A 26,043-nucleotide genomic window follows, 5' to 3' on the forward strand; every position below is an offset into this window, starting at 1 on the left:
TAAAGACAGGGAGGCACATTATGAAAAAATTCTCGTAATCAATCCGATAACGACAGGATGGGTATGTGGTTTCCATAGAAGGTGGGGGAAGAGTAGGCGAGGAATTTTGTGATACCTTTGCCAACACTTTATCTGGATGAAAATATAATTATAGAAAAGGGCCAATTAGTGAAGAATTAATCGGTGAAAAGAAGTTTAGGAGTGGTATTATGCGCAAAATAATATATATTGATCCTGTTGGACCGGATGGCGCTTGTTCCGAAATTACAAAATATCTTGATTGTGTAAAAAGCAAAGATACTAAATTAGAATTTACATGTTTAGAAAAAGGGCCAAAACATTTGGAATATAGATATTATAGTGCGTTAATATTGCCTGATTTATTAGACCTTATAAAGAAATTGGAAGAAAAAGAATATGATGCTGCGATAATTGGATGTTTTTATGATCCTGGCTTATATGAAGCAAAAGAAATACTAGAGCGTATGGTTGTTATAGCACCGGCAGAAGCTTCATTACATATAGCAGCAACGTTAAGTTATAAGTTTTCTATTTTAGTTGGAAGAAGAAAATGGATACCACAAATGATGGAAAACGTTATAAAATATGGTTTTAAAGATAGACTTGCTTCATTTAAATGCCTTGATTTTGCTGTTGATGAGTTCCATAAAGATGAAAAAGTTACTCTTGATAGAATGATAAAAAAAGCTAATGAAGCTATAGAATATGACGGTGCTGAAGCCATAATTTTAGGCTGTACGATGAATTTTGGATTTTACAAGGAACTACAAAAGTTTATTAAAGTACCTGTGATAGATCCGACTATAGCTGCTGTTAAATATGCTGAATTTTTGATAGATATAAGAGATTTAATGGGGTGGTATACTTCTAAAAAATTTGCTTTTGAAACACCGTATGATCTAAAAATGGTGTGAAGTAAATTATCAATATTTGGTTCTGGTGTAGAAAGTCACTTCCGGTGGTTGTGACGGCCTGGCGCCTGACCGTTCAGCCAGACGTAAAGCTCGCCTCACGCTTTGCAGGGTCCGCAATCATTATTATAATCGAAGCAATTTGTAATAAATACAAATAAAAGGATATATATTTTTATAATTTACAAAGGAATTATCTTGTGTTTATCGAATATAAAATAAAATTTATAATAATAAGGCGATTTAATTTTAAGTTATAATTGCTTTAATAAGTTAAAAATTTTAAACATATAGAGTGTTCTACGACGTTATAAGCTAAAAAACAGGTATAAGGAGGGGTGTAAAAAGATTAACAGGCATATGATAATTGGGATATTATCAATTTTAATAACGTAGGAGGGAATGCCTTGAGAAACTTAATTATCTCTAAAAAGCTTGTTTTTCTAATTACTGTTCTTTTAGTTATCAGTATAACTCTCGCAGGGTGTGGTGGGCAGAACGATTCAAACGCATCAGGGCAAAAACAATCTAATGCCCCTATGCAAATTGCCTTCTTTGTCTGGACCAGTACTCCAATTACGGACTTTGACCCAAGCGTTGAGTTTTCAAACGGTGTTGTTACTCTTAACAATATCTATGAAACACTTTTGAGATATGACCCGCTGGAAAAGAAATTCAAACCCGTGCTGGCCACGGATTATAATAAGAGTGAAGACGGTTTGACCTGGAATTTTCATATCAGGAAGGGTGTCAAATTCCACGACGGCACGGATTTAAATGCTGAAGCTGTAAAATTTTCAATTGAAAGGACTATAAAGCTTGGGAAAGGAGCTTCATTCATTTGGGATCCGGTGAAAGAGATAAATGTAAAAGATGAATATACTGTCGAATTCAAACTCAAATATCCGGCGCCCATGGATTTAATCGCATCATCGGCATATGGGGCTTTCATCATGTCACCCACTGCGGTGAAGTCAAATCCCGAAGGATGGCTGACCCAGGGACATGAAGCGGGCACCGGTCCTTACAAGCTTGAAAGCTTTCAGATGGGCCAGGAGGTGGTCCTGACAAAATTTGACGATTACTGGGGAGGATGGGAAGGTAAACATTTTGACAAGGCAATAATCAAAAAAGTCCCCGAGACTGCAACCCGCCGCCAGATGCTGGAAAAGGGGGAAGTGGACGTTACAAGGGACCTTCCATATGAAGATGTAGAAGCCTTGAAGAATAACCAAAATGTTGTTGTAGAGACAGGTCCGTCTTTTGAAAATCTGTTAATGCTGTTTAACACCGATAAGAAACCTCTGGACAACAAACTTGTAAGGCAGGCGTTATCGTATGCCTTTCCGTATGATGATGTGGTTAAATATGCAATGGGTGGTTATGCAACTCAGGCTAGAGGTGCGGTCCCCTATGGCCTCTGGGGGCACGGAGAAAACCTGTTCCAGTATAAATATGATTTGGAGAAAGCAAAAGAATTATTGAAACAGGCCGGCTATCCCAACGGCGGTTTCAAGTTGCTGCTAACTTATGTAGCAGGGGACGAAGCCGAAAAGAAGACAGCGGAACTTTATAAATCCGAACTTTCAAAACTAAATATAGAGTTGGAAATCAGAGCAATGCCCTGGGAGTCCCAGTGGGAAATGGCAAGAGATAAGGATCCTAACAAGCGCCAGGACATATTTACTTTTTACTGGTGGCCGGATGTCCCAGGCCCTTATACCTATCTTTACAACTTGTTCCACAGCCAGGATGAAATTGTGTTTAACCTGGCCTATTGGGAAAACAGGGAATTTGACAATCTGGTTGATGAGGGTTCGAGACAAAGCGGCATTGACATGACGAAAGCGGAAGAACTGTTTATCAAGGCGCAGGAAATACTCGTTGAAGAAGCCCCCGCAATCTTTATATATGACAAGCAGTATATAAAAATTTTCAATAAGTCATTAAAAGGTTACAAAGATAATCCCGCTTATCCAAACGTAGTGTTCTTCTATGAAACCTATCGCGAAAAATAAGTTTTGAAAAAATAGCAGGGGCTGAAATTTTAACCCCTGCTATAAACTTCAGGGGGATGAAACATTGAAGACTTTTATTGCAAAACGATTGCTACTGGGTATTCTGGTATTGTTTGGAGTCATATTAATTACTTTTACACTTACAAGAGTCATACCTTCCAATCCCGCCGCCCAATGGGTAGGGCCAAGAGCCACGGCGGAACAGATAAAGGCAGCGAGGATAGAACTGGGCCTGGACAAACCTTTATACATTCAGTTTGGAAGGTATTTACAGAATTTACTGAAGGGCAACCTTGGTTATTCATTAAAATCCCATCAACCTGTGATAAATGAATTAAAGACGTATATACCCGCCACAATGGAGCTTGTCCTCCTATCTACAATCGGAGCAATCTTTATCGGTCTGCCGCTAGGGGTAATGTCCGCAAAGAGAAAAGACGAATGGGTTGACCACATCTGCAGATTTTTTTCCGTAGGGGCGGTATCCCTCCCAACATTCTGGATAGGCATATTTCTTCAACTTGTTTTTTACAGATGGCTGGGCATACTGCCGATGGGCGACCAGCTGAGCATGAACATAAAACTGATGTACAACATCCCCAAAATAACCGGATTTTTAACTTTAGACAGCTTAATTACAGGGAATTTTATAGTCTTTAAAGATGCGTTGACCCACCTTGTCCTTCCAGGCATAACAATAGCGCTGTATCCCATAGGGTTGGTGGCCCGCATGACACGGTCGGCACTGCTGGAGATATTAAACGAAGACTATATAAGAGCGGCAAGGTCTTACGGCCTGCCGGAGCGCATGGTCTTGTGGTCATATGCCCTTAAAAATTCTTTGGGGCCCACAGTCACAGTAGTAACCCTATCAATAGGTTACACACTGGTAAACACATTTCTGGTGGAATCCATATTCAGCTGGCCGGGCATAGGGAACTATGTGGCAACAGCCGTAATAAGCCTGGACTATCCGGCAATAATGGGAGTTACAATATTTTCCGCCTGCGCTTATGTCATATTGAATTTAATCGCAGACATAATCATCGCCATGGACCCGCGCGTTCGGATATAGGAAGGTGGTTAAAATGTTTGGCAAAATGTTTTCACCGGAGGTATTTAAGCCTCGAATAAGGGAATTGAAATTATCTATCTATCTTTTAAATAAAAACAAATTAACCCGGCTGTCCATGATAACTGTTTTGCTTTTGATTGCCCTTGCTATTTTAGCACCCTTTATTGCTCCGTACCCGTCACATATATACGGTATTGCAAATCCCCAGGACAAGCTGTTGCCCCCGTCGGCAAAATACATTTTTGGCACCGACGAACTGGGAAGAGATGTATTCAGCCGCGTTCTGTATGGAACCAGGATATCCCTCCAGACGGCTATACTGGCAGTAGGTCTGGCGCTCCTGATAGGCATTCCACTGGGAGCCATAGCAGGTGCTACCGGGGGATATGTGGATGAAATAATCATGAGGATAACCGACATATTTTTGAGTTTCCCTCCACTTCTTCTCGCAATAGCCATCGCTGCATTTCTTGGTCCAAATTTACAGAACGCAATGCTGGCCATAGCCATTTCATGGTGGCCGTGGTATACAAGATTGGTAAGAGGGCAGGCGGTTTCCATAAGGGAGCGGCAGTTTGTAAAGGCGGCAAAGGCAATAGGGACGCCTCATTTTAAAATAGTATTCGGCCATATAGTGCCCAACTGCATTGCACCGGTAATAGTTCAGGCTTCAATGGATTTAGGTGGAGTCATATTGACTGCGGCTTCCTTAAGCTTTCTTGGTTTAGGCGCTCAGCCTCCCACTCCCGAATGGGGTTTGATGGTAAGCACAAGCCGAAACTATTTTTTGAACGCATGGTGGTACAGCTTTTTCCCCGGCATTGCCATATTCATTACAGTTCTGGCTTTTAACCTTTTAGGTGACGGTCTGAGGGAAATAATGGACCCGAAGACAAGAAAGTATTGAGGAGTGGGATAGATGGACAATTACTTTGAAATAAAAGACCTGAAGGTCGGCTTTAAAACCTTTGAGGGCATCAAAAAAGTGCTGGATTTGGAATTCTTAAGTATTTGCAAAGGAGAAACCTTTGGCCTGGTGGGAGAAAGCGGTTCGGGCAAGAGCGTACTTGCACTGACTATCCTGGGGCTTTTGCCGATCCCGCCCGGCATTATTGAAAGCGGCCAAATACTTTATGGCGGTGAAGACCTGCTGAAAAAAAGAGAAGAAGAAATGAGAAAAATCCGAGGCAAAAAAATATCCATGATTTTTCAAGACCCCATGTCGACTTTGAACCCGGTTTTTACCGTAGGTGAGCAGATTATCAGAGTTATTCGCAACAATGAAGGAATAAACAGGAAGCAGGCTGAGAAAAAAGCCCTTGAAATGATAGAACTTGTCAAACTGCCCGACGCAAAAAACATACTGATGAAATACCCGCATGAGCTCAGCGGTGGGCAGAGGCAGAGGATAATAATAGCCATTGCCCTTTCATGCGGGGCAGAATTCATTATTGCAGACGAGCCCACAAGAAACCTGGATGTTACTATTCAGGCAGGCATTCTTAAACTAATGTCCGAATTAAAAAAAGAATTGAATATCACAGTACTTTTCATAGCCAACAATCTAGGTCTTGTATCAGCCGTGTGCAACAGAGTGGGCATACTGCATGAAGGCAGGATTGTTGAAACCGGGACAGTAAAGGAAGTAATAAAAGACCCGAAGCATCCTTACACGGTGACCCTCTTAAAGGCCATACCCAGAAACAGGGAAGAAAAAATCGATTTAAGCAGGATTTTGGTTAGAAGAGAACACGGGCAGGAAACCAACGGTTGCCGCTATTATGACAGATGTCCGGAAAGATTCGAGGAATGCAACAAATCCAATCCCTCCCTGACACCTGTTGACGGCAGCCATCTGGTAGCTTGCTTAAAGGCTTTCGAGAGGAGTGGAATTAATGAGCAAACCGCTTCTTGAAGTAAAACAGCTAAAAAAATACTTTCCCGTAAAGGCGGGTTTTTTTTCAAGACCTGTAGCATGGGTAAAAGCGGTGGACGGTGTCACATTAAACATAAAAAGTGGAGAAGTGCTTGGCCTTGTCGGCGAATCCGGGTGCGGGAAGACCACGCTGGTAAATGTCATTCTAAAGCTTGAAGATCCGACTTCGGGCCGGGTTATATTCGAAGGCAAAGACTTATTCAATTTAAGACAGGAAGACCTGAGAGAGACCAGAAAAGATGTACAGATAGTATTTCAGGACCCTTTCTGGTCGTTGAACCCACGACTTCTCATAAGAGACATCATAGGCGAACCTATAAACGTACACCTTAAATTGAGCCCCGGTGAACTTGTAAAAAAAGTGGAGGAACTACTGGAACTTGTGGGGCTCCCAAAGGAAGGAGTATACAAATATCCGCACGAGTTCAGCGGCGGGCAGAGGCAGAGGATAGCCATTGCCAGAGCTCTGGCGGTAAGACCGAAGCTTGTAGTCCTGGACGAACCCACATCGGCTATAGATGTACTTTCACAGGCTCAGATATTGATGCTGTTAAAAGACCTCAAAGAAAAAATGGGTCTGACATACATCCTGATATCCCATGACCTGAGTGTAGTAAACTATATGGCCGACAGGATTGCGGTCATGTATCTCGGGAAAATCGTGGAATACGGGCCGGCAGAAAAGGTATTTGCAAATCCGGCGCACCCTTACACAAAAGCCCTATTTATGGCCATTCCGGATCCGGAGACAGAAGGCCTTGAATCGATAATGACGCTGGAAGGAAATGTCCCCAGCGCCATAAATCCTCCGGCGGGCTGCCGCTTCCATACCCGCTGTCCGCTGGCAGGAGAAATCTGCAGCAAGAAGGAGCCGCCGATTGTGAAACTGGATGATGAGCATGAGGCGTCATGCTTTTTACTGGAAAAATCATAGATAACCTGGAGGTGGAACTTTTGAAAAAATTGACTTATGAAGATGTGAGAGATGTTCTGGTGGGGTGCACAATACTCAGTACCGGCGGAGGGGGTGACCTGCAAAAAGGGCTGAAGCTTGCTGAAGAAGATTTTAAAAACAATCTGGAATACAGACTCGTTTCACTGGATGAAATAGATGATGAAGACTTATTTGCCTGCCCCTATTTTTGCGGTTCCATCGGTCCTAAAAAGGAAGAGGACAGTTACAGTAAATACCGTAAAATTGAAGAGCTTGAAACAACAGTGGCCGTCCAAGCTTTAGAGAGGTTTTACGGCAGCAAAATCGCCGGGGTTGTATCCATAGAATACGGCGGCATGAATACAGCCGTAGCTATGTCCACCGGAGCAAGGCTTAAAAAATTCATAGTGGATGCTGACGCGGCTGGGAGGGCTGTACCCGACCTTCAGTTTTCCACTTTCTATGTAACAAAAAAGCCCATATATCCCCTGGCTGTGGCCAATAACATAGGGGACGTGGCAGTGTTTGAAAAGGTGGCGGACGATTTCAGGGCCGAAGACCTTGTAAGGGCTTTATCCGTAGTCAGCGGAGGCATGATCGGAATGGCTGACCATCCATGCCGGGGGAAGGATTTAAAAAAATCCGTAATACCCAATGCCCTTTCATACGCTGCTGAGGTGGGAAGAGCTCAGAGGATAGCCCTTGAAAAAGGCAAGGACCCGGTGGAGGAAATAATAGCAGCAGGCGACGGGTTTTACCTTTTTAAGGGCGTTGTCAAAAAGGATACTGAATGGAAGATAGAGGGCGGTTTTACCTTTGGGACGATAGATATTGAGGGTATTGAGAAATACAGAGGACTATCTCTCAGGATCTGGTTTAAAAACGAGAATGTTATTTGCTGGCTTGATGATGAAGTCCTGGTTACCGTTCCCGACCTCATATGCGTCGTAGAGGCAGAGTCCGGGTATCCAATTACCAACCCTTACTGCAAGAAGGATTTTAAGGTATCGGTTCTCGGATTTAAGGCACCCGACATGTGGAGGTCAGAAAATGGCCTGTCTGTACTGAACCCCAGTTTTTTTGGATTTAATGTTGATTATATTCCCATAGAGAAAAAATTAAAATGATTTCCAGGAGGGATTTACTATGGCAAGACTTTACGAGTATGAACTGGCAAAATCCGCCGACATATTGATGAGGGAGATGTTTAAATTAAAACCGGGAGAGACTATAGTAATCACGGCGGACACCGAGTCCGATGAACGCGTGGTAAATGCTGCCGCTGCCGCTGCCTTTGCACTGGGAGCAAAACCCATGGTGATATGGCTTGCATCTCCACACGGCGTAGGCAAGGCCGCCGATCCCATGCTCCCCGTAAATGCCCTGACGGCCGCTTTATGCGAAGCGGACGCCTGGGTGGAATTCAACAACGAATGGCTGCTTTATTCGACACCGTTTGAAATTGCCATGGAAAAAAATAAAAAACTCAGATACCTGTGCCTTGTTGGTATGGATGTAGACATGATGGTCAGGGTAATCGGCAGGGTGGACCAGCCGACCCTATCCGAATTTTTGCATAAGGCAACTGAATTGACGGTAAAGGCCAGACACGTGCGAATTACAACTCCTGCAGGCACCGACCTGGAGTTTGACAATGAGCCGCAGTATAAATTTACATGCGACGACGGAGATGCTTCAGAGCCGGGTATGCACATGCTGGCTGGCCAGATATGCTGGATACCCAGGTTCGAGACCATAAGCGGGACCCTTGTGTTTGACGGCACTCTGTCCCCGCCCTGCGGTCATCTGAAACAACCCATAGTGATGAAGATTGAGAAAGGCAGGGTGGTTGATATAAAAGGCGGCGATCAGGCTATTGAATTTAAGGCCTGGCTTGAAAGCTTCAATGACCCCAATATGTTCAGATTGGCCCACGTATGCTACGGATTTAATCCCGGCGCAAAACTCACCGGAAATGTTCTGGAAGACGAGAGGGTCTGGGGTTCTACTGAATGGGGCCTCGGCTACTTGAGCCCGATAGACGCTCCACCCGAGGGGATAAAGGCCAAATCCCACTGTGACGGAATCTGCATGAATTCCACCGTCTGGCTGGATGAGGTAAAGATCCTGGATAACGGCATAGTTGTCCATCCGGAACTTACATCTATGGTAAGAAAGCTGGGGAAATGATATGAAAAAGGAGGAAGCAATTTATGCAAAAACTGACAAGACAGGACTTATATGACATACTTTACGGGTGTACCATTCTTGGTACCGGCGGAGGCGGGAAACTGGAGCAAGGGCTTTCCCTGGTCGACCGGGCCCTGGGTGCCGGCAATGAATTTATTTTAGCTGATCTCAATGAAATACCAGATGACGCTCTTATTGCATGTCCGTACTATTGTGGCTCCATATCACCAATCACACCTGAGCAGGAGGCGAAGTACGCCGCTCTGCCGCACATAGATGAAGAGCCCGCATTAAGGGCCTTCAGGATACTGGAGGAATACGAGGGCAAAAAGTTTTACGGTGCGATTTCTACAGAACTGGGCGGCTCAAATACCGCCGTGGCCTTTTACGTGGCGGCCATGATGGGCATTTACATAATAGATGCGGACCCTGCAGGCCGTTCGGTCCCCGAACTGCAACACTCCACCTTTTTTATCAACAATCTGCAGATAACACCAATGGCTGTGGCCAACGAATTTGGAGATACAATCATTGTGAAGGATGTGGTAGACGATTTCCGGGCCGAGGCTCTTGTCAGGGCGATGGCGGTGGCGAGCAAGAACCATGTTGGAGTCGCCGACCACCTGACTACGGCGAGAAAACTTAAGAAAGCCGTGATTCCCGGAGCCATTTCCTACGCTTTAAAGATAGGCAGGGCATACAGACAGGCAAAAGAGGACAACAAAGACCTGGCGGCAGAGCTTGCAAAGGCCGGAAGCGGCTATGTAATCTTCAGGGGAATCGTAAGGGATTTGAAATGGCAAGACAAAGACGGATTTACCATCGGGGATACGTTTATTGAAGGCGACAGAGAATTCGAGGGATCGGATTACAGGATATGGTTTAAAAACGAGAACATCATCTCATGGAAAAACGGCAAGATTGATGTAACCGTTCCCGACCTTATATGCATTGTCTCCGACGACACGAAACAACCTGTTACAAACCCGAATTTTGAACCCGGGCTAAGGGTCTCCGTGATCGGGTTACCCGCACCAAAAGAGTGGAGGACCTCCGAGGGCCTCAAGGTCTTCGGGCCAAAGCATTTTGGGTATGATATCGAGTATGTGCCCATCGAAAAAAAGTTTTAAAACGGGAGGCTTAACAGCATGAAGAAAATCCTGGTAATAAGCCCTATCACTACCGTGCATTTTAGTGGGATGACAAAGGAATATCTTGAGGGTATAAGAAGTCCGGGCACTGAAGTGGAATATGTAAATATAAAAAAGGGGCCGGCGTCGATTGAGACCTTTTACGATGAAGCCTATGCACTCCCCGAAATATTGAGAATAGTGGATGAATATAATACAAAATGCGATGCCATAATGATTAACTGCTTTGCGGACCCAGCCGTAAACGCCGCCAGGGAACTTGCCGACATCCCCGTCGTAGGCCCGGCTGAAGCATCCATGGCCCTTGCCCTCATGCTTGGTCACAAATTTGCCGTCATCTCCACTTTGAGGAATTCCGGGCCATGGATAGAGCTTCAAGCCAGGACCTACGGGATAGAGAACCGGATGGCGGCGGCAATAGGGATAGATATACCGGTGCTAGAACTTAAGACAGACTTAAAAAAGACCGCTGCATACCTCATAGATGCTGCAAAAGAGCTTATAGAATCGAAAGGGGCCGAAGTAATAGTCCTGGGGTGCACCGGTATGGCGCCTGTTGCCGATATGATCAGGAAAGAATTAAACGTCCCCGTAGTTGAGCCCATGGCTGCAGCCTTCAAAATGGCTGAAATGATGGCTGATCTAAGGCTAAAGCACTCAAAGATCGGACTGTACATGACTCCAGATAAAGGGAAGATAAGCGGTTATTAATCGGAGGGAACTGAATGATCTTGCAGATTTCATTAACGGTGCCCGAGACGAAAGCAGTAATTGCCAGGGCTTCTGCGTCACTGCCGGAAGTCAGGAAAGCTCTGGACGGCGGCCGTATTTTCCTGAAAGGCGGCACAACGGTTTCCATGCTTGCGGAAGAACTTGCAGGCATGAAACTTGGTATTTGCGGCAGGATCTCTCCTCTTGGCGCTAAGGGGCCCAAATACGTGCAGCTTGACGCCCCTCACAGCATAGTGATAGAAAACGGCCAGGTGAAAAGCGTGGATGATACAGAAGAAGAAGAGGTATTAAAATTAAAAAAAGACGATGTATTTGTTATAGGGGCCAATGCCATAGATATTCACGGAAATGCGGCCATGATGGCGGGAAGCTCTTTGGGGGGCCCTCCGGGCAGGATATTAGGGGGCCTGATGGCTGAAGGGGTCAACATATTGATACTGGCAGGACTCGAAAAACTGATTCCGGTTGACATAAGTCACGCCGTAAAAGCATGCGGCCGAAAAAAGATCGACCTGGCCTTTGGAATGGCCGTGGGGCTTATCCCCGTTTTTGGAAAACTTATTACAGAACAGACCGCTATGGAAATATTCGCTGATGTAAGATGCACGGTTATAGGGAAGGGCGGAATCTGCGGAGCCGAAGGAGCCACAACAATGGTAGTGGAGGGCGAAAAAAGGGAAATAAAAAAGATTTATGACCTTGTGAAAAACATAAAGGGTGTGTCAACCAGCGGCTCGGAGAAAAGCCTAAAGGAATGTATTAAAGCCGGATACGGATGCAGTGATGACCTGGCGTGCATATATAAAAATCCCATAACTCCCGGTTTTTGGGATGATGAAAAATGATTGTTGAGATTGTATAATCTAGCAGTAGTTTACGAATTACTGAAAAAAATTACATTAAAGAATTAATGTATGTTAGTGTTTATCCGAAACATCGAAGTTTCGGATTCTTTTATATTGCGGTCCGGCCGATTGCAGAAGATACAAAAAATAGCAATGTATTATCTACAAAGTTTGTGGATCTTGACCGCTATGGAGATCTGTTCATAAAAACCGCCGACCATATGTTCCATATGAAGTATTTCCTTGATTTTTTCGATGCGATATCTTATGGTATTGACATGAAGAAAAAGGGCTTTTGCCGTTCGGGCGATGTCGCCGTCATTTTCCACGTAAGAAATCATAGTCTCCAGAAGCCTGGTGCGGTATTTCCGGTCATATTCCTTTACGGGGTTTATGATTTCGCTCATATAATTTTTAAGTTCCGGTTCATTCTTCAAAAGCATCAAAAGTCTGTAAATCCCCAGGTCTCTGTAAAAAACGATATTTTTATCTTCCATGGCTCGGGCCGCATCGCATGCCAGCAAGGCTTCTTTAATGCACATGTTTATTTCAGAAAGAGCTTCATGCAAAGTGCTGATCCCAAGCCTGTATTTTCCGCCGATGCCTTCAACCGCTTTTATGATCGCATCTATGCGCAGATCGATACCTTTCTTTGATTCGTTTCCGAAGCTCATCAGGACAAGGACACCGCTTTTATATTTGAGCAATGACCAGTGATCTGGAAGATCAGTGCGGTTTTTTAATTTCCTTAATATATCTTCAGCAGAAAATACCACATTTTCATAAAAGGCGGCCACAATTTTTTCCTTGAACCTGGCATTTATTTTTTTTGCGGTTTCATATATTTCTCTTGCAGTTTTCCCCGGCAAAAGCATTGTATCCACATGCATTTCATTTATAATGTCGTCTTTGCTCTGAATGATAGCATCCATCACATTCGTGATTATTTCGGCATAAGGCACAACATTGGGAAGAATCATTACCGGAAAGCATGCTTTGTCGGCAAGTCGTTTAACGGACTCAGAAAGGTCGGAAAGGTACATGTCTATAACGCACAGCCCGCTGCATCCGCAGTCTACCAGAGCTTGTATCATGGAAAGCTGAGCGTCGACATCTTCTTTCAGGGCGAAAAAAGCGGTAATAAAAAAATCTCCCTCAGTGAATAATTCGGGGGACTCGGGACATTCTATGACGCTCACTCTTTTTATGAACCTGTCAAGCCCCTTTTCGCCGGCTATTAATTTAGCCCTGTCAAGCCCTTTCAATTTTAAAGCTTCTTTAACGGTTATTCCCATGATGTTCACCTCGCCGGACAATTTAAATTTAATAATAATTCTAGAAAAACAATAAAAATCCTGCAGGTTGTTGCAGGAAAATCTGACAATTGTGTGGATAGGAAAACCCGCTTATTAGCGGGTTTCAGACTGTCGACAAAGTAGCTGTCGACAGTCTTTTTTGTAAAAAGGGTATAAAAATGATCATTTTTATAGTAAAATTAAAGAAATAAAAACATACGGTGGGGCGATGAAATGTTAACGAAGAAAAGACGAGAAATAATAGAGCAGATAGAATTAGTAAGCATTGATAGCTTAGTACCTAAAGACCATCTCCTCAGGACAATAGAAGAAAGCATCAACTTTAACTTCATATATAACGAAGTAAAAGACCTATACAGCGAAAATACAGGCAGACCCAGCATTGATCCAGTGGTATTAATAAAACTGCTCATGCTCCAAGCACTGTATGGAATCCGCTCTATGCGCCAAACCATCAAAGAAGCAGAAGTCAATATGGCTTACCGCTGGTTTCTAGGATATGGGCTCCAAGAAAAAATACCTCACTTCTCGACTTTTGGAAAAAACTATGAACGGCGGTTTAAAGAAAGCGATCTATTTGAAAAGATATTCGAACGAATATTAAAAGAAGCCATAGAGTGCGGGTTTATCAAAGAAGACGCGGCATTTATCGATGCCACCCACATAAAAGCCAGTGCCAATAAGAATAAATACATAGAGAAAGTTGCAAAAAAGCAGGTACAAAAATACAAGAAAGAACTTTTAAAAGAAATCAACGCCGAAAGAGAAGCCAACGGCAAAGAACCGTTTGAAGAAGATGACGATGAAGCTAGCGGCGATGCCGAAGGAGGAAACAGCTCCACCAACGGAAAACGAGTAAAGATAAGCACCACCGATCCTGAAAGCGGCATATTCCAAAAAGGAGAAAAAGAGCGCTGCTTTGCCTACACGGCTTCTGTAGCCTGCGACCGCAACAACTTCATCCTTGGCTTCAAAATAGCACCTGGAAATGTACACGACAGCCAGGTATTCTCCGATCTTTTTCAAGAAGTAAACGATAAATTTCCCGAAATAAAAGCAGTAGTGGTTGATGCAGGCTACAAGACCCCCGGCATATGCAGAGAAATCATTGAAGCGGAAATACTTCCTGTCATGCCATATAAAAGGCCAATGACCAAAGATGGCTACTTTAAAAAGAGAGAATACGTATATGACGAATATTATGACTGCTACATATGCCCTAACAACCAAGTATTAAAATACAGCACCACCAACCGGTCAGGATACCGGGAATACAAGAGCGATCCACAAATATGCCGGGAATGCCCCATGCGTTTGAGATGCACACAGAGCAAAAACTACACGAAAGTGGTAACCCGGCACATATGGGAGCACTATGTGGAAATAGCAGAAGATATAAGGCACACCGAATTAGGCAAAGAATTATACAAGATGCGCTGCCAGACCATCGAGCGGGTATTTGCCGATGCCAAAGAAAAGCATGGTATGCGTTATACGAATCTAAGAGGCTTGAGCAAAGTAGGACATTATCTCACGCTTCTTTTCGCATGCATGAATTTAAAAAAGCTGGCCATGTGGAAGAGAAAACGTGGGATGTTTCCACCGGCAGCCCCTGCTTTGCATTCATTTTTCTTTATGATTTTAAAATTTTTTGCTTCAAATAAAAAACCGCTTTTAGGTTGTGCGTTCTAAAAGCGGTTTTTGTCTACAAGCTGAAACCCGCTTATTAGCGGGTTTTTAATATTTAGAGCAGGCTTTATTAATGCTGCTGACCTTACCCTGGATTTAGGGAATTGTGTTATTTAAACTTTTCTCCCTTTTCCCTGGCCTGTTGTGTTTTTTCGTTTTTTGAAGGCTTGCCGTTATATTCAAAGGTGGCGCAATCGGTGGCCTGACATTCCTTCGCATTTTTCCCTGAAACTTCGATGGCTTCAGCATTGCAGAGATCGCCTTCGTGCCAGTACTTGCAGGTATCTACAACACACGTTACAGTGGGATTCAGCTGGCGGCCTGTACCTACAAGTTCTTCGGCAAATCCCACCCAGTTTACATTGTCGGCGGAACCAATCATATTCGCAAGGCCTCGTCTTTCAGCAAAGGTCTTGCACTCGGTTTGTTCGCGGGTCTTTGACATTTTGCCCACTTCTTCATTTAAAATGTCGATATTAGCGGCGGAACATTTATTTCCCGGGATCCAGTGGGTGCAGGTGTTGACAATACATTTCACTTCAGGATTCGGATTATTATCGGCCATGACCTTACCTCCTGATTCTTTTTAAAAATAATCTAATTTTCCGTATTTAGTATTCTCCCGATAGATGGGATTAATTCGGAAAAATGATTGTTGATAGTTAATCTGCGGTGTTAGAGGAATTTTCCATTATATGTCGAAATAATCATTGTAAATACTATTTGTGGGGTGGTATAATGCTATCCAAACAAGAACTTGCCGGATATATTGATCATACTCAGTTAAAGCCCGTGGCTACATATGAAGACATCGAAAAGCTATGCAGTGAAGCTAAAGAATATGGATTTTATTCGGTTTGTGTGAATTCCTGTTACGTAAAATATGCGGTGGAAAAGCTGGCCGGCAGCAATGTAAAAGTTGCCGCCACCGTTGGGTTTCCACTGGGGACGGCTTCCACCGGGGCTAAAGCCTTTGAGGCTGCGGAGGCTATTAGGGCGGGGGCCAGTGAAATCGACATGGTCATGAATGTGGGACTTTTAAAGAGTGGGGACTATTTTGCTGTACGGGAAGATATGGAGGCAGTGGTGAAAGCCGCAAAACAGATTAATCCCGACGCGAAAGTCAAGGTTATCCTGGAGATGTGCTACCTTAATCCCAGCGAAAAAGTTACTGCATGCCAGCTTGCCAGAGATGCCGGGGCGGACTTTGTAAAAACCTCTACAGGTTTTGGACCGGGAGGAGCCACTGTAGAAGATGTGGAACTCATGAAAAAGCTCGTGGGGGATTCCATGGGCGTGAAGGCTGCAGGAGGAATAAGGGACCTTAAAACTACCATGGCCATGATTGAAGCCGGGGCTACCCGGATCGGGGCCAGCGCCGGGGTTGCCATTATTTTGGAACTTGATAGAAGTAAGAATGGATAAGGTTTTAGTAAAATGAGCCTAATTTTTCAACAGGGAGGAAAAAACATGTACTGGGGTAAACCTGGAAAACAAAATACTGAAAAGACGCTGGAGTTGGTTAAAAAGACAGTAAAGGAAAGAGGCATCAAACATGTGGTGGTGGCCTCTTCGGAAGGCTATACCGCAAAGCTTTTCAAGGATGCAGACCTGGGCGCAAATCTTGTGGTCGTCACTCATGTTTGCGGTTACGAAGCGCCGGGGAAAATGCAGTTTCCGGAGGAATTGCGGCAGGAGCTTGTTTCATCGGGGGTGAAGGTGCTTACCACCACCCATGTGCTCTCCGGCATTGAGCGGGGTATGAGCCGCAAGTTTGGAGGAGTATACCCCACGGAAGTGATGGCAAACACTCTGCGGATGTTCGGCCAGGGCACCAAGGTATGTGTGGAGGTATCCATCATGGCCCTGGATGCGGGCCTCATACCTTACGGGGAAGATATCATAGCGGTAGGCGGCAGCAATGAAGGCGCTGACACCGCTGTGATAATGCGGCCATCCCATGCGGCCAGCGCCTTCGACACCTGGATTTCGGAGATCCTTTGCAAGCCGGCAAATAAAGAATAAAAACCCGGTCAATATTCTTTGGCCGGGCTAACAGTTATTTAAAGCATATACTATGCTTTCACAATGCCGGTCAGGAAGAGACCGGGGCTTTATTGGAGGGTGAAGTTTTAACCAGTTCTCCCAGAATCTGTTTTGTGACAGGTCCCTCCACCCGGGCAGCGACAATGCCGTCTTTTCCTACCACTATGGTGGTGGGAACTCCCCGGATGAGGTAAGACCTCAATGTTTTTGCCTTTTCATCTTTTAAAACGGTGAATTTATACCCCTTGTTTTTAATATATGTGGAGAGTTTCTTCTGGTCCCGGTCGAGGTTAACCATCAACACTTCCACATCTGTTGGTTTTGACGAATTGAATGAATCAAACTCCGGCATTTCGGCAAGACAGTAAGGGCAGTCCAGAGACCAGAAATTTATGACCACCGTTTTGCCGCAAAGGCCGGAAAGCTTGACCTTGTTCCCTGAAAGGTCTTCCAGCTCAAAGTCTGGCGCCTTATATCCCTCAAAGGGTTTAACCTCCGGGGTATTTTTTACAGCCGCCTTATCCGAAGAGCTGCCAGAGGAATATTTCACATCATTGGATGATTTTGAAGAATCGGTGGTGGAAGGGGAACCAGAGCCGGGAGTATTATCCCGATTGGTGCCATTCCTGCTGAGAACTCCGCAGCCGGACAGAATCACTGATAGAATCAACACGAGAGCAATAAGAATGGCCGATGCAAAAACATTATTGCCGCTGATTTTCATACAAATTCTCCTTTCAGCTTTAATACATCATACAATGTAATCTTACAGTACCAATGTTTATTAAGTTTTCCTTCATTTTTAATTTTATTACTACTTTAGTCGGTTTAAATACAACAAAGCCCCCATTATTATTAATACCACTCCTGCCGCCTTCTGAAGATGCGGCAGGTATTTTTGAGAAACCTTTAAAAACCCCATAGCCCTGTCAGCAGCTAGCGCCAGGATCATAAAAGGCATCGCCAGTCCCGTGGAAAACACCAGAAGCAGCCAGAATCCGGCCAGGTAATTTTGAGTGCTGCCGGCCATGAAGAGTACCGAAGAGAGCACAGGGCCGATGCACGGTGTCCATCCCAGGGAAAAAGCATTTCCCAGTAGAAAGGCTGAAAGCGGCGTGACTTTTTCAAAATGCATTTCAGCCCGCCGTTCTTTAAGTAAGAATGGCAGGTTAAAGGCTCCGAGCAAAAACAGTCCGAAAAACACCACAAACGCTCCCGCTATTTTTGTAAGCCACAACCGGTTAAAAAGCAGATACCTGCTCAAAGCCGTCACCGAAATTCCCAGCAAGATGAATACAGCGGAAAATCCCAGGATAAAAAAGACGGTGTTGATAAACAGAACACTTCTTTTTTTTCCGGAACCAATGTAACTCCTGCCATTTTTTATATAATTTTCACCTGCGCTTCCCGCTAGCACACTGACATAGACCGGCAATAGGGGAAGCACGCAGGGTGAAAAAAAGGCCAGAATCCCCGCCGCAAAAGCCGCCCAGAAACCAATGTTGCCCATTCTAATACACCTCCTGGTGTGTATTGACCCCGAAATTGGGGATATACGGGTAAACTATTCTATATATGAGTATTATATCATATATTTAGGATATATAAATATATTACTTTATTCCCTGATTATATTTACATTTTTAGCCTGGTATGATATTTTGAAATAAAAAAATCAGGCCCTCTATTGAGGGCCTCAGCTTGTAGACAAAAACCGCTTTTAGAACGCACAACCTAAAAGCGGTTTTTTATTTGAAGCAAAAAATTTTAAAATCATAAAGAAAAATGAATGCAAAGCAGGGGCTGCCGGTGGAAACATCCCACGTTTTCTCTTCCACATGGCCAGCTTTTTTAAATTCATGCATGCGAAAAGAAGCGTGAGATAATGTCCTACTTTGCTCAAGCCTCTTAGATTCGTATAACGCATACCATGCTTTTCTTTGGCATCGGCAAATACCCGCTCGATGGTCTGGCAGCGCATCTTGTATAATTCTTTGCCTAATTCGGTGTGCCTTATATCTTCTGCTATTTCCACATAGTGCTCCCATATGTGCCGGGTTACCACTTTCGTGTAGTTTTTGCTCTGTGTGCATCTCAAACGCATGGGGCATTCCCGGCATATTTGTGGATCGCTCTTGTATTCCCGGTATCCTGACCGGTTGGTGGTGCTGTATTTTAATACTTGCTTGTTAGGGCATATGTAGCAGTCATAATATTCGTCATATACGTATTCTCTCTTTTTAAAGTAGCCATCTTTGGTCATTGGCCTTTTATATGGCATGACAGGAAGTATTTCCGCTTCAATGATTTCTCTGCATATGCCGGGGGTCTTGTAGCCTGCATCAACCACTACTGCTTTTATTTCGGGAAATTTATCGTTTACTTCTTGAAAAAGATCGGAGAATACCTGGCTGTCGTGTACATTTCCAGGTGCTATTTTGAAGCCAAGGATGAAGTTGTTGCGGTCGCAGGCTACAGAAGCCGTGTAGGCAAAGCAGCGCTCTTTTTCTCCTTTTTGGAATATGCCGCTTTCAGGATCGGTGGTGCTTATCTTTACTCGTTTTCCGTTGGTGGAGCTGTTTCCTCCTTCGGCATCGCCGCTAGCTTCATCGTCATCTTCTTCAAACGGTTCTTTGCCGTTGGCTTCTCTTTCGGCGTTGATTTCTTTTAAAAGTTCTTTCTTGTATTTTTGTACCTGCTTTTTTGCAACTTTCTCTATGTATTTATTCTTATTGGCACTGGCTTTTATGTGGGTGGCATCGATAAATACCGCGTCTTCTTTGATAAACCCGCACTCTATGGCTTCTTTTAATATTCGTTCGAATATCTTTTCAAATAGATCGCTTTCTTTAAACCGCCGTTCATAGTTTTTTCCAAAAGTCGAGAAGTGAGGTATTTTTTCTTGGAGCCCATATCCTAGAAACCAGCGGTAAGCCATATTGACTTCTGCTTCTTTGATGGTTTGGCGCATAGAGCGGATTCCATACAGTGCTTGGAGCATGAGCAGTTTTATTAATACCACTGGATCAATGCTGGGTCTGCCTGTATTTTCGCTGTATAGGTCTTTTACTTCGTTATATATGAAGTTAAAGTTGATGCTTTCTTCTATTGTCCTGAGGAGATGGTCTTTAGGTACTAAGCTATCAATGCTTACTAATTCTATCTGCTCTATTATTTCTCGTCTTTTCTTCGTTAACATTTCATCGCCCCACCGTATGTTTTTATTTCTTTAATTTTACTATAAAAATGATCATTTTTATACCCTTTTTACAAAAAAGACTGTCGACAGCTACTTTGTCGACAGTCTGAGGCCCTCTATTGAGGGCCTTTAATATTTTCATGTTGATTTTTTATTCTTCCACTTCTTCCTGAATGTTATCGTTATCTACTGCCGAATGAGCTTCTTCTGCCTTGTTTTCCTTTTCATTATCTTCTGCTTGATTATCGGCGGCCAGTACCTTGCCATTGCCGGCGTCGACCTTTACCTCGAGCGATTTTCTAGCATTGTCAACCATCTTTATTTCATAGATGAGGTATCCATTTTCATTTCCGATGGCTGCACCTTTGACCGCATATCCCGGATAAGCCGCCATAGCCGCTTTTATGGCTTCATCTTTTTTTATTTTTGCTTTCGAAGCAAGGTTTGCATCTTCCTGTTGTTCCGCTTTAACGTCTTTAGTTTCTTTTAAATCTTGAGCTTTACTTTCAGTCTGGTCCTGCTGGCCTAAGAATATAGAACCCTTATATAACGGGCTCTGTTGCTGGTCCTCTTTTTGTGCCTGCTGCTGGACCGCCGGTGGATTTTGAGGAGCAGCTATGGATTTCGATATTCCCGTAAATCCTGCCGCGCTCCCCAGGATTACCGTTCCCGCCAGAAACGGCACCCCATACTTTTTGAATGTTTCTTTGAGATTCATGACACATACCTCCTTGAGATTTTTGAGCTTGTAGCTCATTACATTTTTTATTATGCGGCGGCAATATTAAAACATTATTAATGCAGGATTAGAATTTTTTAATCCCGGTTTAAGCTTTTTGGGTTATAATTTGTTTATAATGAAAGAAAAATATTTAAAATCAAGTCGGAGGTATATGCCATGAGAATTCTGGTGGTGGAAGACCAGCCTTCTTTATTAAAGACCATCGCCCGCAGGCTTCAAGAAGATGGATACAGTGTGGATACTGCAAAAGATGGGGAAGAAGGATTGGACTTTGCCCTGGTGTCAGACTATGACTGTATAGTGCTGGATATCATGCTTCCCGTAATAGACGGCATGACGGTGCTGAAAAGATTGAGGGAAAATAATATCGTGACACCTGTCCTGTTCCTGACTGCGAAAGATGCCATTGAAGACAGGGTAAGGGGCCTTGACCTCGGAGCCGATGACTATCTTATTAAACCTTTTTCTTTCGATGAGCTCCTGGCAAGAATAAGGGCTCTTTTGAGAAGGCAGAGTATTAGCCGTGAAACTGTGATAAAGATAAAAGATCTGACGCTTGATACAAACACCCATGCTGTAACCCGGGGCGGCAAACCCATAGAACTTACAGCCAAAGAATATGCGGTGCTGGAATATCTTATGAGAAACAAAGGAAGATTATTGACCAGGTCCCAGATAGCCGACCATGTCTGGAATTATGACTTTGAAGGGAATTCAAATATAGTCGATGTCTATATAAGGTATTTGAGAAGAAAAATCGATGACGGCTTTGAGGATAAGCTTATACAAACTGTAAGGGGCAGCGGGTATATGATGAGGGGTGAATCATGAAAAATCTGACCATACGGACCAAAATGACACTGTGGTATAGTTTCATGCTTTTAGTTTTGCTTTCCATATTCAGTTTCTTTGTTTATATCCTGATGTCAAGGATGATGTATAGCGGGGAAGAAAGCCTGATAAAGGCTCATGCGGCCCAGGCGATCTCAGTTATAGAGCTGGAAAACGGCCGCATTAAATTCGCCGAGCCCAATGAACTCATGACTTCCGGCACTTATATATTCGTATACGATAAAAAAGGCCAGATGATATTTGGCAGCAAAGGAATTTATCCTGAAATTAACATGCAAAGGCCCTCGGAAGAAAAGTTAAGAGTGGTTAACATAAAAGACGATGCCTGGATAATATATGACAGGCCTGTGTATGAAGAAAATAAACTGGTGGCGTGGGTCAGAGCCAGTCGCTCTCTGGCATCGGTCAGGCATGCCCTGGAAAATCTAAGGGATATACTAGTTGTTACAATCCCCCTGTTTCTCATTATTGCCGCCGGAGGGGGGCTATTTTTGGCAAACAGGGCGCTGGCACCCATTGACCGCATAACTAAAACTGCCAGAGCTATAGGGCGTGGCGATTTGAGCCGGAGGCTTAATATGCCAAAAGTAGAAGATGAAGTGGGTCGGCTCGCCATGACCTTTGATGAGATGCTGGATAGACTTGAAACTAGCTTTAAAAAAGAGCGGCAATTCACTTCGGATGCATCACATGAACTTCGCACTCCCCTTGCGGTAATAAGGGCACTAGCAGAAGAAACCTTAATGGGTGCAAGAAGTGAAGAGGAATTCAGGGACACCCTGGAAGATATACTCAAAGAAACGACAAATATGCAAAATATGGTATCTCAGTTGCTCTTACTGACCAGGGGCGATGAAGGAAGATACCAACTTGAGATGGAAAATATCGACCTTAAGATCGTGATAGAAGACGTGATGGGAGAAATGGAGGCTATGGCCGGCCAATATGGGGTAAATTTATACTTCCAAGCCGAAAAAAGCGTTGTTGTAAAGGGTGATCAGACACTTTTGACAAGGCTTTTCATGAATTTGATAGATAACGCCATAAAATACAATACAGAAGGTGGATGGGTGAAAGTAACCCTGCATGAAGCAAAGGGCTTTGCCAGAATAATTGTGAAAGACAGCGGAATAGGCATACCTAAAGAAGATATACCCCATGTATTTGACCGGTTTTACAGGGTTGACAGGTCTAGATCCAGCGACGGCACCGGCCTCGGACTTTCTATTGTTCAGTGGATTGTAAAAATCCACAATGGGCAAATATACGTAAAAAGTCGTCCCGGTGAAGGCACCGAATTTGAAATACTACTGCCGTTATGAGGGGAGTTATTATTTTACTTTTACCAACTTCAGGCGGTTTTATCTATGCGCATAACATTTTGTAATTCCAATTGATTTTGCATTCTGGACTTTTTAAAATCGTACCAAGAGGAATATGGCCGGCCGGCATGGCTGTCTGCTCTCTGATGACCGCCAGCACATCTGAAACGGTGACGGGAGTTTTCGGGTCGCGGGTAGCTTCTGTCAGCTCTACAGGCGTTTAACCTTTTTGTAACAAATGTTGCAATAAAAAGAAACGTATGTTACAATCTAAGTAAATTGAATCAATTTCTACATTGTCTGGGGGAAGGAGACTTGGATAAGATAAACAGTATAAAAATGGAGCGTGTAAGTTTCAAAAGCGGGGGTGAGGATATCTTAAAAAATATTAATGTAGAATTTGAAGCGGGCTATATCCATACTTTGATCGGGCCATCCGGTGCCGGCAAATCGACCTTGATCAAGCTAATCAACCGTTTGATAGACCCCACCGAAGGGAGGGTATTGATAAACGGGATTGATATCAATAATTTTGACGTCATAAACCTGCGCAGGAAAATAGGTATGGTTTTTCAACAGGCTCATTTATTCGATGGGACCGTTTCGGATAACATAAAATACGGCCCACTGCTCATGGGAGAAAAAAACATTGATGTAAAGTATTACTTGAATATAGTGGGTCTTGAAGAAAACTTCCAAAACAAAAATGTAAGCAATTTATCGGGAGGCGAGCAGCAGCGGATATCCATCGCCAGGACCCTTGCCAATAGGCCCGAGGTGATCCTGCTGGATGAGCCCACTTCAGCCCTGGATCCTACATCGACTCAGCTGATAGAGGAACTAATATTGCAGCTTAAAAATAAATTGAACCTTACATTCATATGGATAACCCATAACATGGAACAGGCTAAAAGGGTGGGAGATTTTACTTATCTGGTGGTAGGCGGGGAACTGGTGGACTGCGGCAGAACCGGGGAATTATTTGAATATCCCCGGAAGGAAATTACCAGGCTTTTTATCGATGGAAAGCTGACAGGGGGTAAATCAAAATGAATGCGATTTCGCTGACACTGGCATCAAGCCTTGTTCTAATATCGATATTTATCTCTTATTACCAAAAACTGGGTGTTGAAAAGGAAATAGTCGTTGGCACCATCCGAGCGGTTATTCAGCTCACAATCGTAGGATATATCCTTCATTACATTTTTGCCGCCAACAACTTCTTCTTTACACTGGCCATGGTGACGGTTATGATCATCGTTGCCGGCAACAATGCGGCAAAGAGGGGCAGGGGCATACCTGGGGTCTTTTATTACATAACCGTATCCATTGCTATCGGCACCGCCATAACTTTGGCCATATTGATATTATTTGGGACTGTTCATTTCAGGCCCCAGGAAGTGATACCGGTGGCCGGAATGATAATAGGCAATTCCATGGTATCATCAGGCCTTACAGTGTCGAGATTAAAAGATGAGATGAAGAACCGAACCCTGGAAATTCAAACGGCGTTAGCTCTGGGAGCAAGTGCCCGGCAGGCTGTCCAAAAGATACTGAAGATATCTCTCAAGACCGGTATGATGCCTACTATAGATGGTATGAAGACCCTGGGCATAGTCCAGCTCCCTGGCATGATGACGGGTCTTATCCTGGGCGGAGTTGATCCTATAAATGCAGTAAAATACCAGATCATGGTCACATTCATGCTGGCCTCCACCGTGGCCATTTCATGCTTTTGCGTAACATTTCTGACCTATAAAGAGTTCTTCACGCCATATCATCAGTTGAAAGTTGGGGTTAAGTAATTTTTTCTCTTGGTAACTTTTTTCTTTTGGTGGTATATTTCTTCCAAACTGGAATGAAACTGTGCCATATTTATTGCAATTTATTTTAAAATTTCTTTTAAAATAAAGAAGGATTTTTGTAATATACGTAGAATATATAAACATGGAAACGTTTCCAAAGGGATGATGAATTTTGAATATTACTATCAAGGACATCGCTAAAACAGCGGGAGTTTCTCCTTCAACTGTTTCACGGGTTCTTACCGGGAATATCCATGTGAGCGAAGAAACTCTTAAAAAGGTCAAAAGTGCTATTGAAAAACTAGGCTATAGGCCTAATGCCCTTGCAAGGAGTCTGGTAAGTAAAAGAAGCAGGACCATCGGTCTCATTATACCCGAAATAGGAAACCCATTTTATGCTGAAATTATAAGTGGCGTGGAGAAAGCTGCTACAAGGCAAGGTTATGGGGTTTTATTGATAAGTTATTCTCCGGACAACATTAAAAAAGATGGTATACAAACATTGCTTGAGCGCCGAGTAGATGGCATCATTCATGCCGGTCCTTTTCAAAATGATAAGCTTGTGCCAAGGTTAAAAAAAGAAGGGTTTCCATTTGTGCTGGTAGGAAGAAAAATAGATAATCTTGAGACAAACTGCGTTATAGCAAATGACCGGCATGCAGCTTACCAGGCCACAATGCACCTTTTAAACCTTAATCATAAGATCATCGGTTTTATTTTCGGTAACAATGAATCTTACAGTAGTATAGAAAAGTTAGAAGGTTATAAATTAGCACTGGCTGAAAGACAGATTCCTTTCAGGGAAGAGTTGGTTGAGCCTGGTTATTTGGAATTTAATGGTGGATATGAAGCGGCGTTAAGCCTTCTCAAGAAAAACCCTAAGCCTTCGGCTATTTTGGCCGGAAATGACGTTATGGCTCTTGGTGCAAGAGAAGCTATACTGGAAATGGGTTTAAGCATTCCGAAGGATGTGGCACTCATGGGATTTGATGACATTCCATGGGTATCCTTAAAAGGGCTTGAACTTACCACAATGTCGGTTCCAAGATATAAGATGGGATATCTTGCATGTGATTTACTTATAAAGAAAATAAACAAGCCTGATGACCATGAGGTAGAACAAATTGTTTTGGAACCGGAAATAAAAATCAGAAAGACTTGCGGATATTTTAAATAATTTTTTTACTGAATCGTGGTAACGTTACCAAAGGCTCAATAAAGTAGAACCTAAATTTATAAAGTATGAAGTTTTGACATAT

At 43.5% G+C, this 26,043-nt stretch carries 26 protein-coding genes; 19 read left to right on the forward strand and 7 right to left on the reverse strand.

The window, feature by feature from the left end:
• The first annotated feature begins 209 nt into the window (after window positions 1–209).
• From D2962_RS03275 to D2962_RS03325, 11 genes are all read left to right on the forward strand, one after another.
• Window positions 210–935, forward strand: a complete 726-nt coding sequence (locus D2962_RS03275; protein ID WP_122014132.1) for an aspartate/glutamate racemase family protein — start codon at window positions 210–212, stop codon at window positions 933–935.
• Between the two features lie 404 nt (window positions 936–1,339).
• Window positions 1,340–2,950, forward strand: coding sequence for an ABC transporter substrate-binding protein (locus D2962_RS03280; RefSeq protein ID WP_222927659.1), 1,611 nt, complete (start codon window positions 1,340–1,342; stop codon window positions 2,948–2,950).
• Between the two features lie 64 nt (window positions 2,951–3,014).
• Window positions 3,015–4,025 (forward strand): ABC transporter permease, encoded by a 1,011-nt coding sequence (locus tag D2962_RS03285; protein ID WP_120767943.1) that lies wholly within the window; start codon window positions 3,015–3,017, stop codon window positions 4,023–4,025.
• A gap of 13 nt (window positions 4,026–4,038) precedes the next feature.
• Window positions 4,039–4,932 (forward strand): nickel transporter permease, encoded by an 894-nt coding sequence (nikC, locus tag D2962_RS03290; protein WP_222927660.1) that lies wholly within the window; start codon window positions 4,039–4,041, stop codon window positions 4,930–4,932.
• Between the two features lie 12 nt (window positions 4,933–4,944).
• Window positions 4,945–5,940, forward strand: coding sequence for an ABC transporter ATP-binding protein (locus tag D2962_RS03295; RefSeq protein ID WP_122014133.1), 996 nt, complete (start codon window positions 4,945–4,947; stop codon window positions 5,938–5,940).
• Complete coding sequence (locus tag D2962_RS03300) at window positions 5,921–6,895, forward strand: ABC transporter ATP-binding protein (RefSeq protein ID WP_122014134.1); 975 nt, start codon at window positions 5,921–5,923, stop codon at window positions 6,893–6,895. Before D2962_RS03295 ends, D2962_RS03300 begins: the two co-directional genes overlap by 20 nt.
• A gap of 20 nt (window positions 6,896–6,915) precedes the next feature.
• Window positions 6,916–8,022 (forward strand): S-methyl thiohydantoin desulfurase family protein, encoded by a 1,107-nt coding sequence (locus D2962_RS03305; RefSeq protein WP_122015720.1) that lies wholly within the window; start codon window positions 6,916–6,918, stop codon window positions 8,020–8,022.
• Between the two features lie 19 nt (window positions 8,023–8,041).
• Window positions 8,042–9,085: a 2,5-dihydroxypyridine 5,6-dioxygenase NicX family protein gene (locus D2962_RS03310; RefSeq protein WP_122014135.1), complete on the forward strand. Its 1,044-nt coding sequence runs from the start codon at window positions 8,042–8,044 to the stop codon at window positions 9,083–9,085.
• Between the two features lie 23 nt (window positions 9,086–9,108).
• A complete protein-coding gene (locus D2962_RS03315) occupies window positions 9,109–10,215 on the forward strand; it encodes an S-methyl thiohydantoin desulfurase family protein (protein ID WP_122014136.1) in 1,107 nt (368 codons plus the stop codon).
• Between the two features lie 18 nt (window positions 10,216–10,233).
• On the forward strand, window positions 10,234–10,947 hold the full coding sequence (locus tag D2962_RS03320; protein WP_120767955.1) for an aspartate/glutamate racemase family protein: 714 nt from the start codon (window positions 10,234–10,236) through the stop codon (window positions 10,945–10,947).
• A gap of 14 nt (window positions 10,948–10,961) precedes the next feature.
• Window positions 10,962–11,813 carry a sugar phosphate isomerase family gene (locus tag D2962_RS03325; RefSeq protein WP_120767957.1) on the forward strand — a complete coding sequence of 284 codons (852 nt, stop codon included), beginning with the start codon at window positions 10,962–10,964 and terminating at the stop codon, window positions 11,811–11,813.
• Window positions 11,814–11,971: 158 nt separating this feature from the next.
• Here the strand turns inward: D2962_RS03325 and D2962_RS03330 are convergent, their stop codons facing one another.
• A complete protein-coding gene (locus D2962_RS03330) occupies window positions 11,972–13,108 on the reverse strand; it encodes a PucR family transcriptional regulator (RefSeq protein WP_122014137.1) in 1,137 nt (378 codons plus the stop codon).
• A gap of 234 nt (window positions 13,109–13,342) precedes the next feature.
• Between D2962_RS03330 and D2962_RS03335 the strand changes: the two genes are divergently transcribed.
• Window positions 13,343–14,821, forward strand: coding sequence for an IS1182 family transposase (locus D2962_RS03335; protein ID WP_122014138.1), 1,479 nt, complete (start codon window positions 13,343–13,345; stop codon window positions 14,819–14,821).
• A 106-nt stretch (window positions 14,822–14,927) separates the two neighbouring features.
• Here the strand turns inward: D2962_RS03335 and D2962_RS03340 are convergent, their stop codons facing one another.
• Window positions 14,928–15,383 carry a DUF1540 domain-containing protein gene (locus D2962_RS03340; RefSeq protein ID WP_122014139.1) on the reverse strand — a complete coding sequence of 152 codons (456 nt, stop codon included), beginning with the start codon at window positions 15,381–15,383 and terminating at the stop codon, window positions 14,928–14,930.
• A gap of 173 nt (window positions 15,384–15,556) precedes the next feature.
• Here D2962_RS03340 and deoC point away from each other — a divergent pair, with 173 nt between their 5' ends.
• Both deoC and D2962_RS03350 read left to right on the forward strand, forming a co-directional pair.
• A complete protein-coding gene (gene deoC, locus D2962_RS03345) occupies window positions 15,557–16,243 on the forward strand; it encodes a deoxyribose-phosphate aldolase (protein WP_122014140.1) in 687 nt (228 codons plus the stop codon).
• Between the two features lie 45 nt (window positions 16,244–16,288).
• Entirely contained in the window at window positions 16,289–16,843 is a 555-nt protein-coding gene (locus tag D2962_RS03350) for a pyruvate kinase alpha/beta domain-containing protein (protein WP_120767965.1), read from the forward strand.
• 70 nt (window positions 16,844–16,913) lie between these two features.
• On the opposite strand, the gene D2962_RS03355 is transcribed toward D2962_RS03350, so the two are convergent.
• The 4 genes from D2962_RS03355 to D2962_RS03370 form a co-directional block, all read right to left on the reverse strand.
• Entirely contained in the window at window positions 16,914–17,588 is a 675-nt protein-coding gene (locus D2962_RS03355) for a peroxiredoxin family protein (RefSeq protein ID WP_122014141.1), read from the reverse strand.
• 90 nt (window positions 17,589–17,678) lie between these two features.
• On the reverse strand, window positions 17,679–18,374 hold the full coding sequence (locus D2962_RS03360) for a cytochrome c biogenesis CcdA family protein (RefSeq protein ID WP_122014142.1): 696 nt from the start codon (window positions 18,372–18,374) through the stop codon (window positions 17,679–17,681).
• A 210-nt stretch (window positions 18,375–18,584) separates the two neighbouring features.
• Window positions 18,585–20,063: an IS1182 family transposase gene (locus tag D2962_RS03365; protein ID WP_122014143.1), complete on the reverse strand. Its 1,479-nt coding sequence runs from the start codon at window positions 20,061–20,063 to the stop codon at window positions 18,585–18,587.
• A gap of 151 nt (window positions 20,064–20,214) precedes the next feature.
• A complete protein-coding gene (locus D2962_RS03370; protein WP_162991085.1) occupies window positions 20,215–20,781 on the reverse strand; it encodes a PepSY domain-containing protein in 567 nt (188 codons plus the stop codon).
• A 180-nt stretch (window positions 20,782–20,961) separates the two neighbouring features.
• Here D2962_RS03370 and D2962_RS03375 point away from each other — a divergent pair, with 180 nt between their 5' ends.
• Together D2962_RS03375 and D2962_RS03380 are read left to right on the forward strand one after the other, a co-directional pair.
• Window positions 20,962–21,636 (forward strand): response regulator transcription factor, encoded by a 675-nt coding sequence (locus tag D2962_RS03375; RefSeq protein ID WP_120768644.1) that lies wholly within the window; start codon window positions 20,962–20,964, stop codon window positions 21,634–21,636.
• Window positions 21,633–22,979, forward strand: coding sequence for a sensor histidine kinase (locus D2962_RS03380; RefSeq protein WP_122014145.1), 1,347 nt, complete (start codon window positions 21,633–21,635; stop codon window positions 22,977–22,979). The genes D2962_RS03375 and D2962_RS03380 overlap by 4 nt, the downstream gene beginning before the upstream one ends.
• Window positions 22,980–23,022: 43 nt before the next feature.
• On the opposite strand, the gene D2962_RS19815 is transcribed toward D2962_RS03380, so the two are convergent.
• Window positions 23,023–23,187 carry a four-carbon acid sugar kinase family protein gene (locus tag D2962_RS19815; RefSeq protein WP_120768648.1) on the reverse strand — a complete coding sequence of 55 codons (165 nt, stop codon included), beginning with the start codon at window positions 23,185–23,187 and terminating at the stop codon, window positions 23,023–23,025.
• Between the two features lie 116 nt (window positions 23,188–23,303).
• Here D2962_RS19815 and D2962_RS03390 point away from each other — a divergent pair, with 116 nt between their 5' ends.
• The 3 genes from D2962_RS03390 to D2962_RS03400 all read left to right on the forward strand — a co-directional run bounded on the left by D2962_RS03390 (window position 23,304) and on the right by D2962_RS03400 (window position 25,961).
• The gene (locus D2962_RS03390) at window positions 23,304–24,032 is read left to right on the forward strand and encodes an ABC transporter ATP-binding protein (RefSeq protein WP_122015721.1); all 729 of its coding nucleotides are present in this window, start codon (window positions 23,304–23,306) and stop codon (window positions 24,030–24,032) included.
• On the forward strand, window positions 24,029–24,784 hold the full coding sequence (locus D2962_RS03395; protein ID WP_122014146.1) for an ABC transporter permease: 756 nt from the start codon (window positions 24,029–24,031) through the stop codon (window positions 24,782–24,784). The genes D2962_RS03390 and D2962_RS03395 overlap by 4 nt, the downstream gene beginning before the upstream one ends.
• Window positions 24,785–24,956: 172 nt before the next feature.
• On the forward strand, window positions 24,957–25,961 hold the full coding sequence (locus D2962_RS03400) for a LacI family DNA-binding transcriptional regulator (RefSeq protein WP_122014147.1): 1,005 nt from the start codon (window positions 24,957–24,959) through the stop codon (window positions 25,959–25,961).
• Window positions 25,962–26,043: the final 82 nt, after the last annotated feature.

Source organism: Biomaibacter acetigenes (assembly GCF_003691585.1).
GTDB lineage: Bacteria > Bacillota > Thermosediminibacteria > Thermosediminibacterales > Tepidanaerobacteraceae > Biomaibacter > Biomaibacter acetigenes.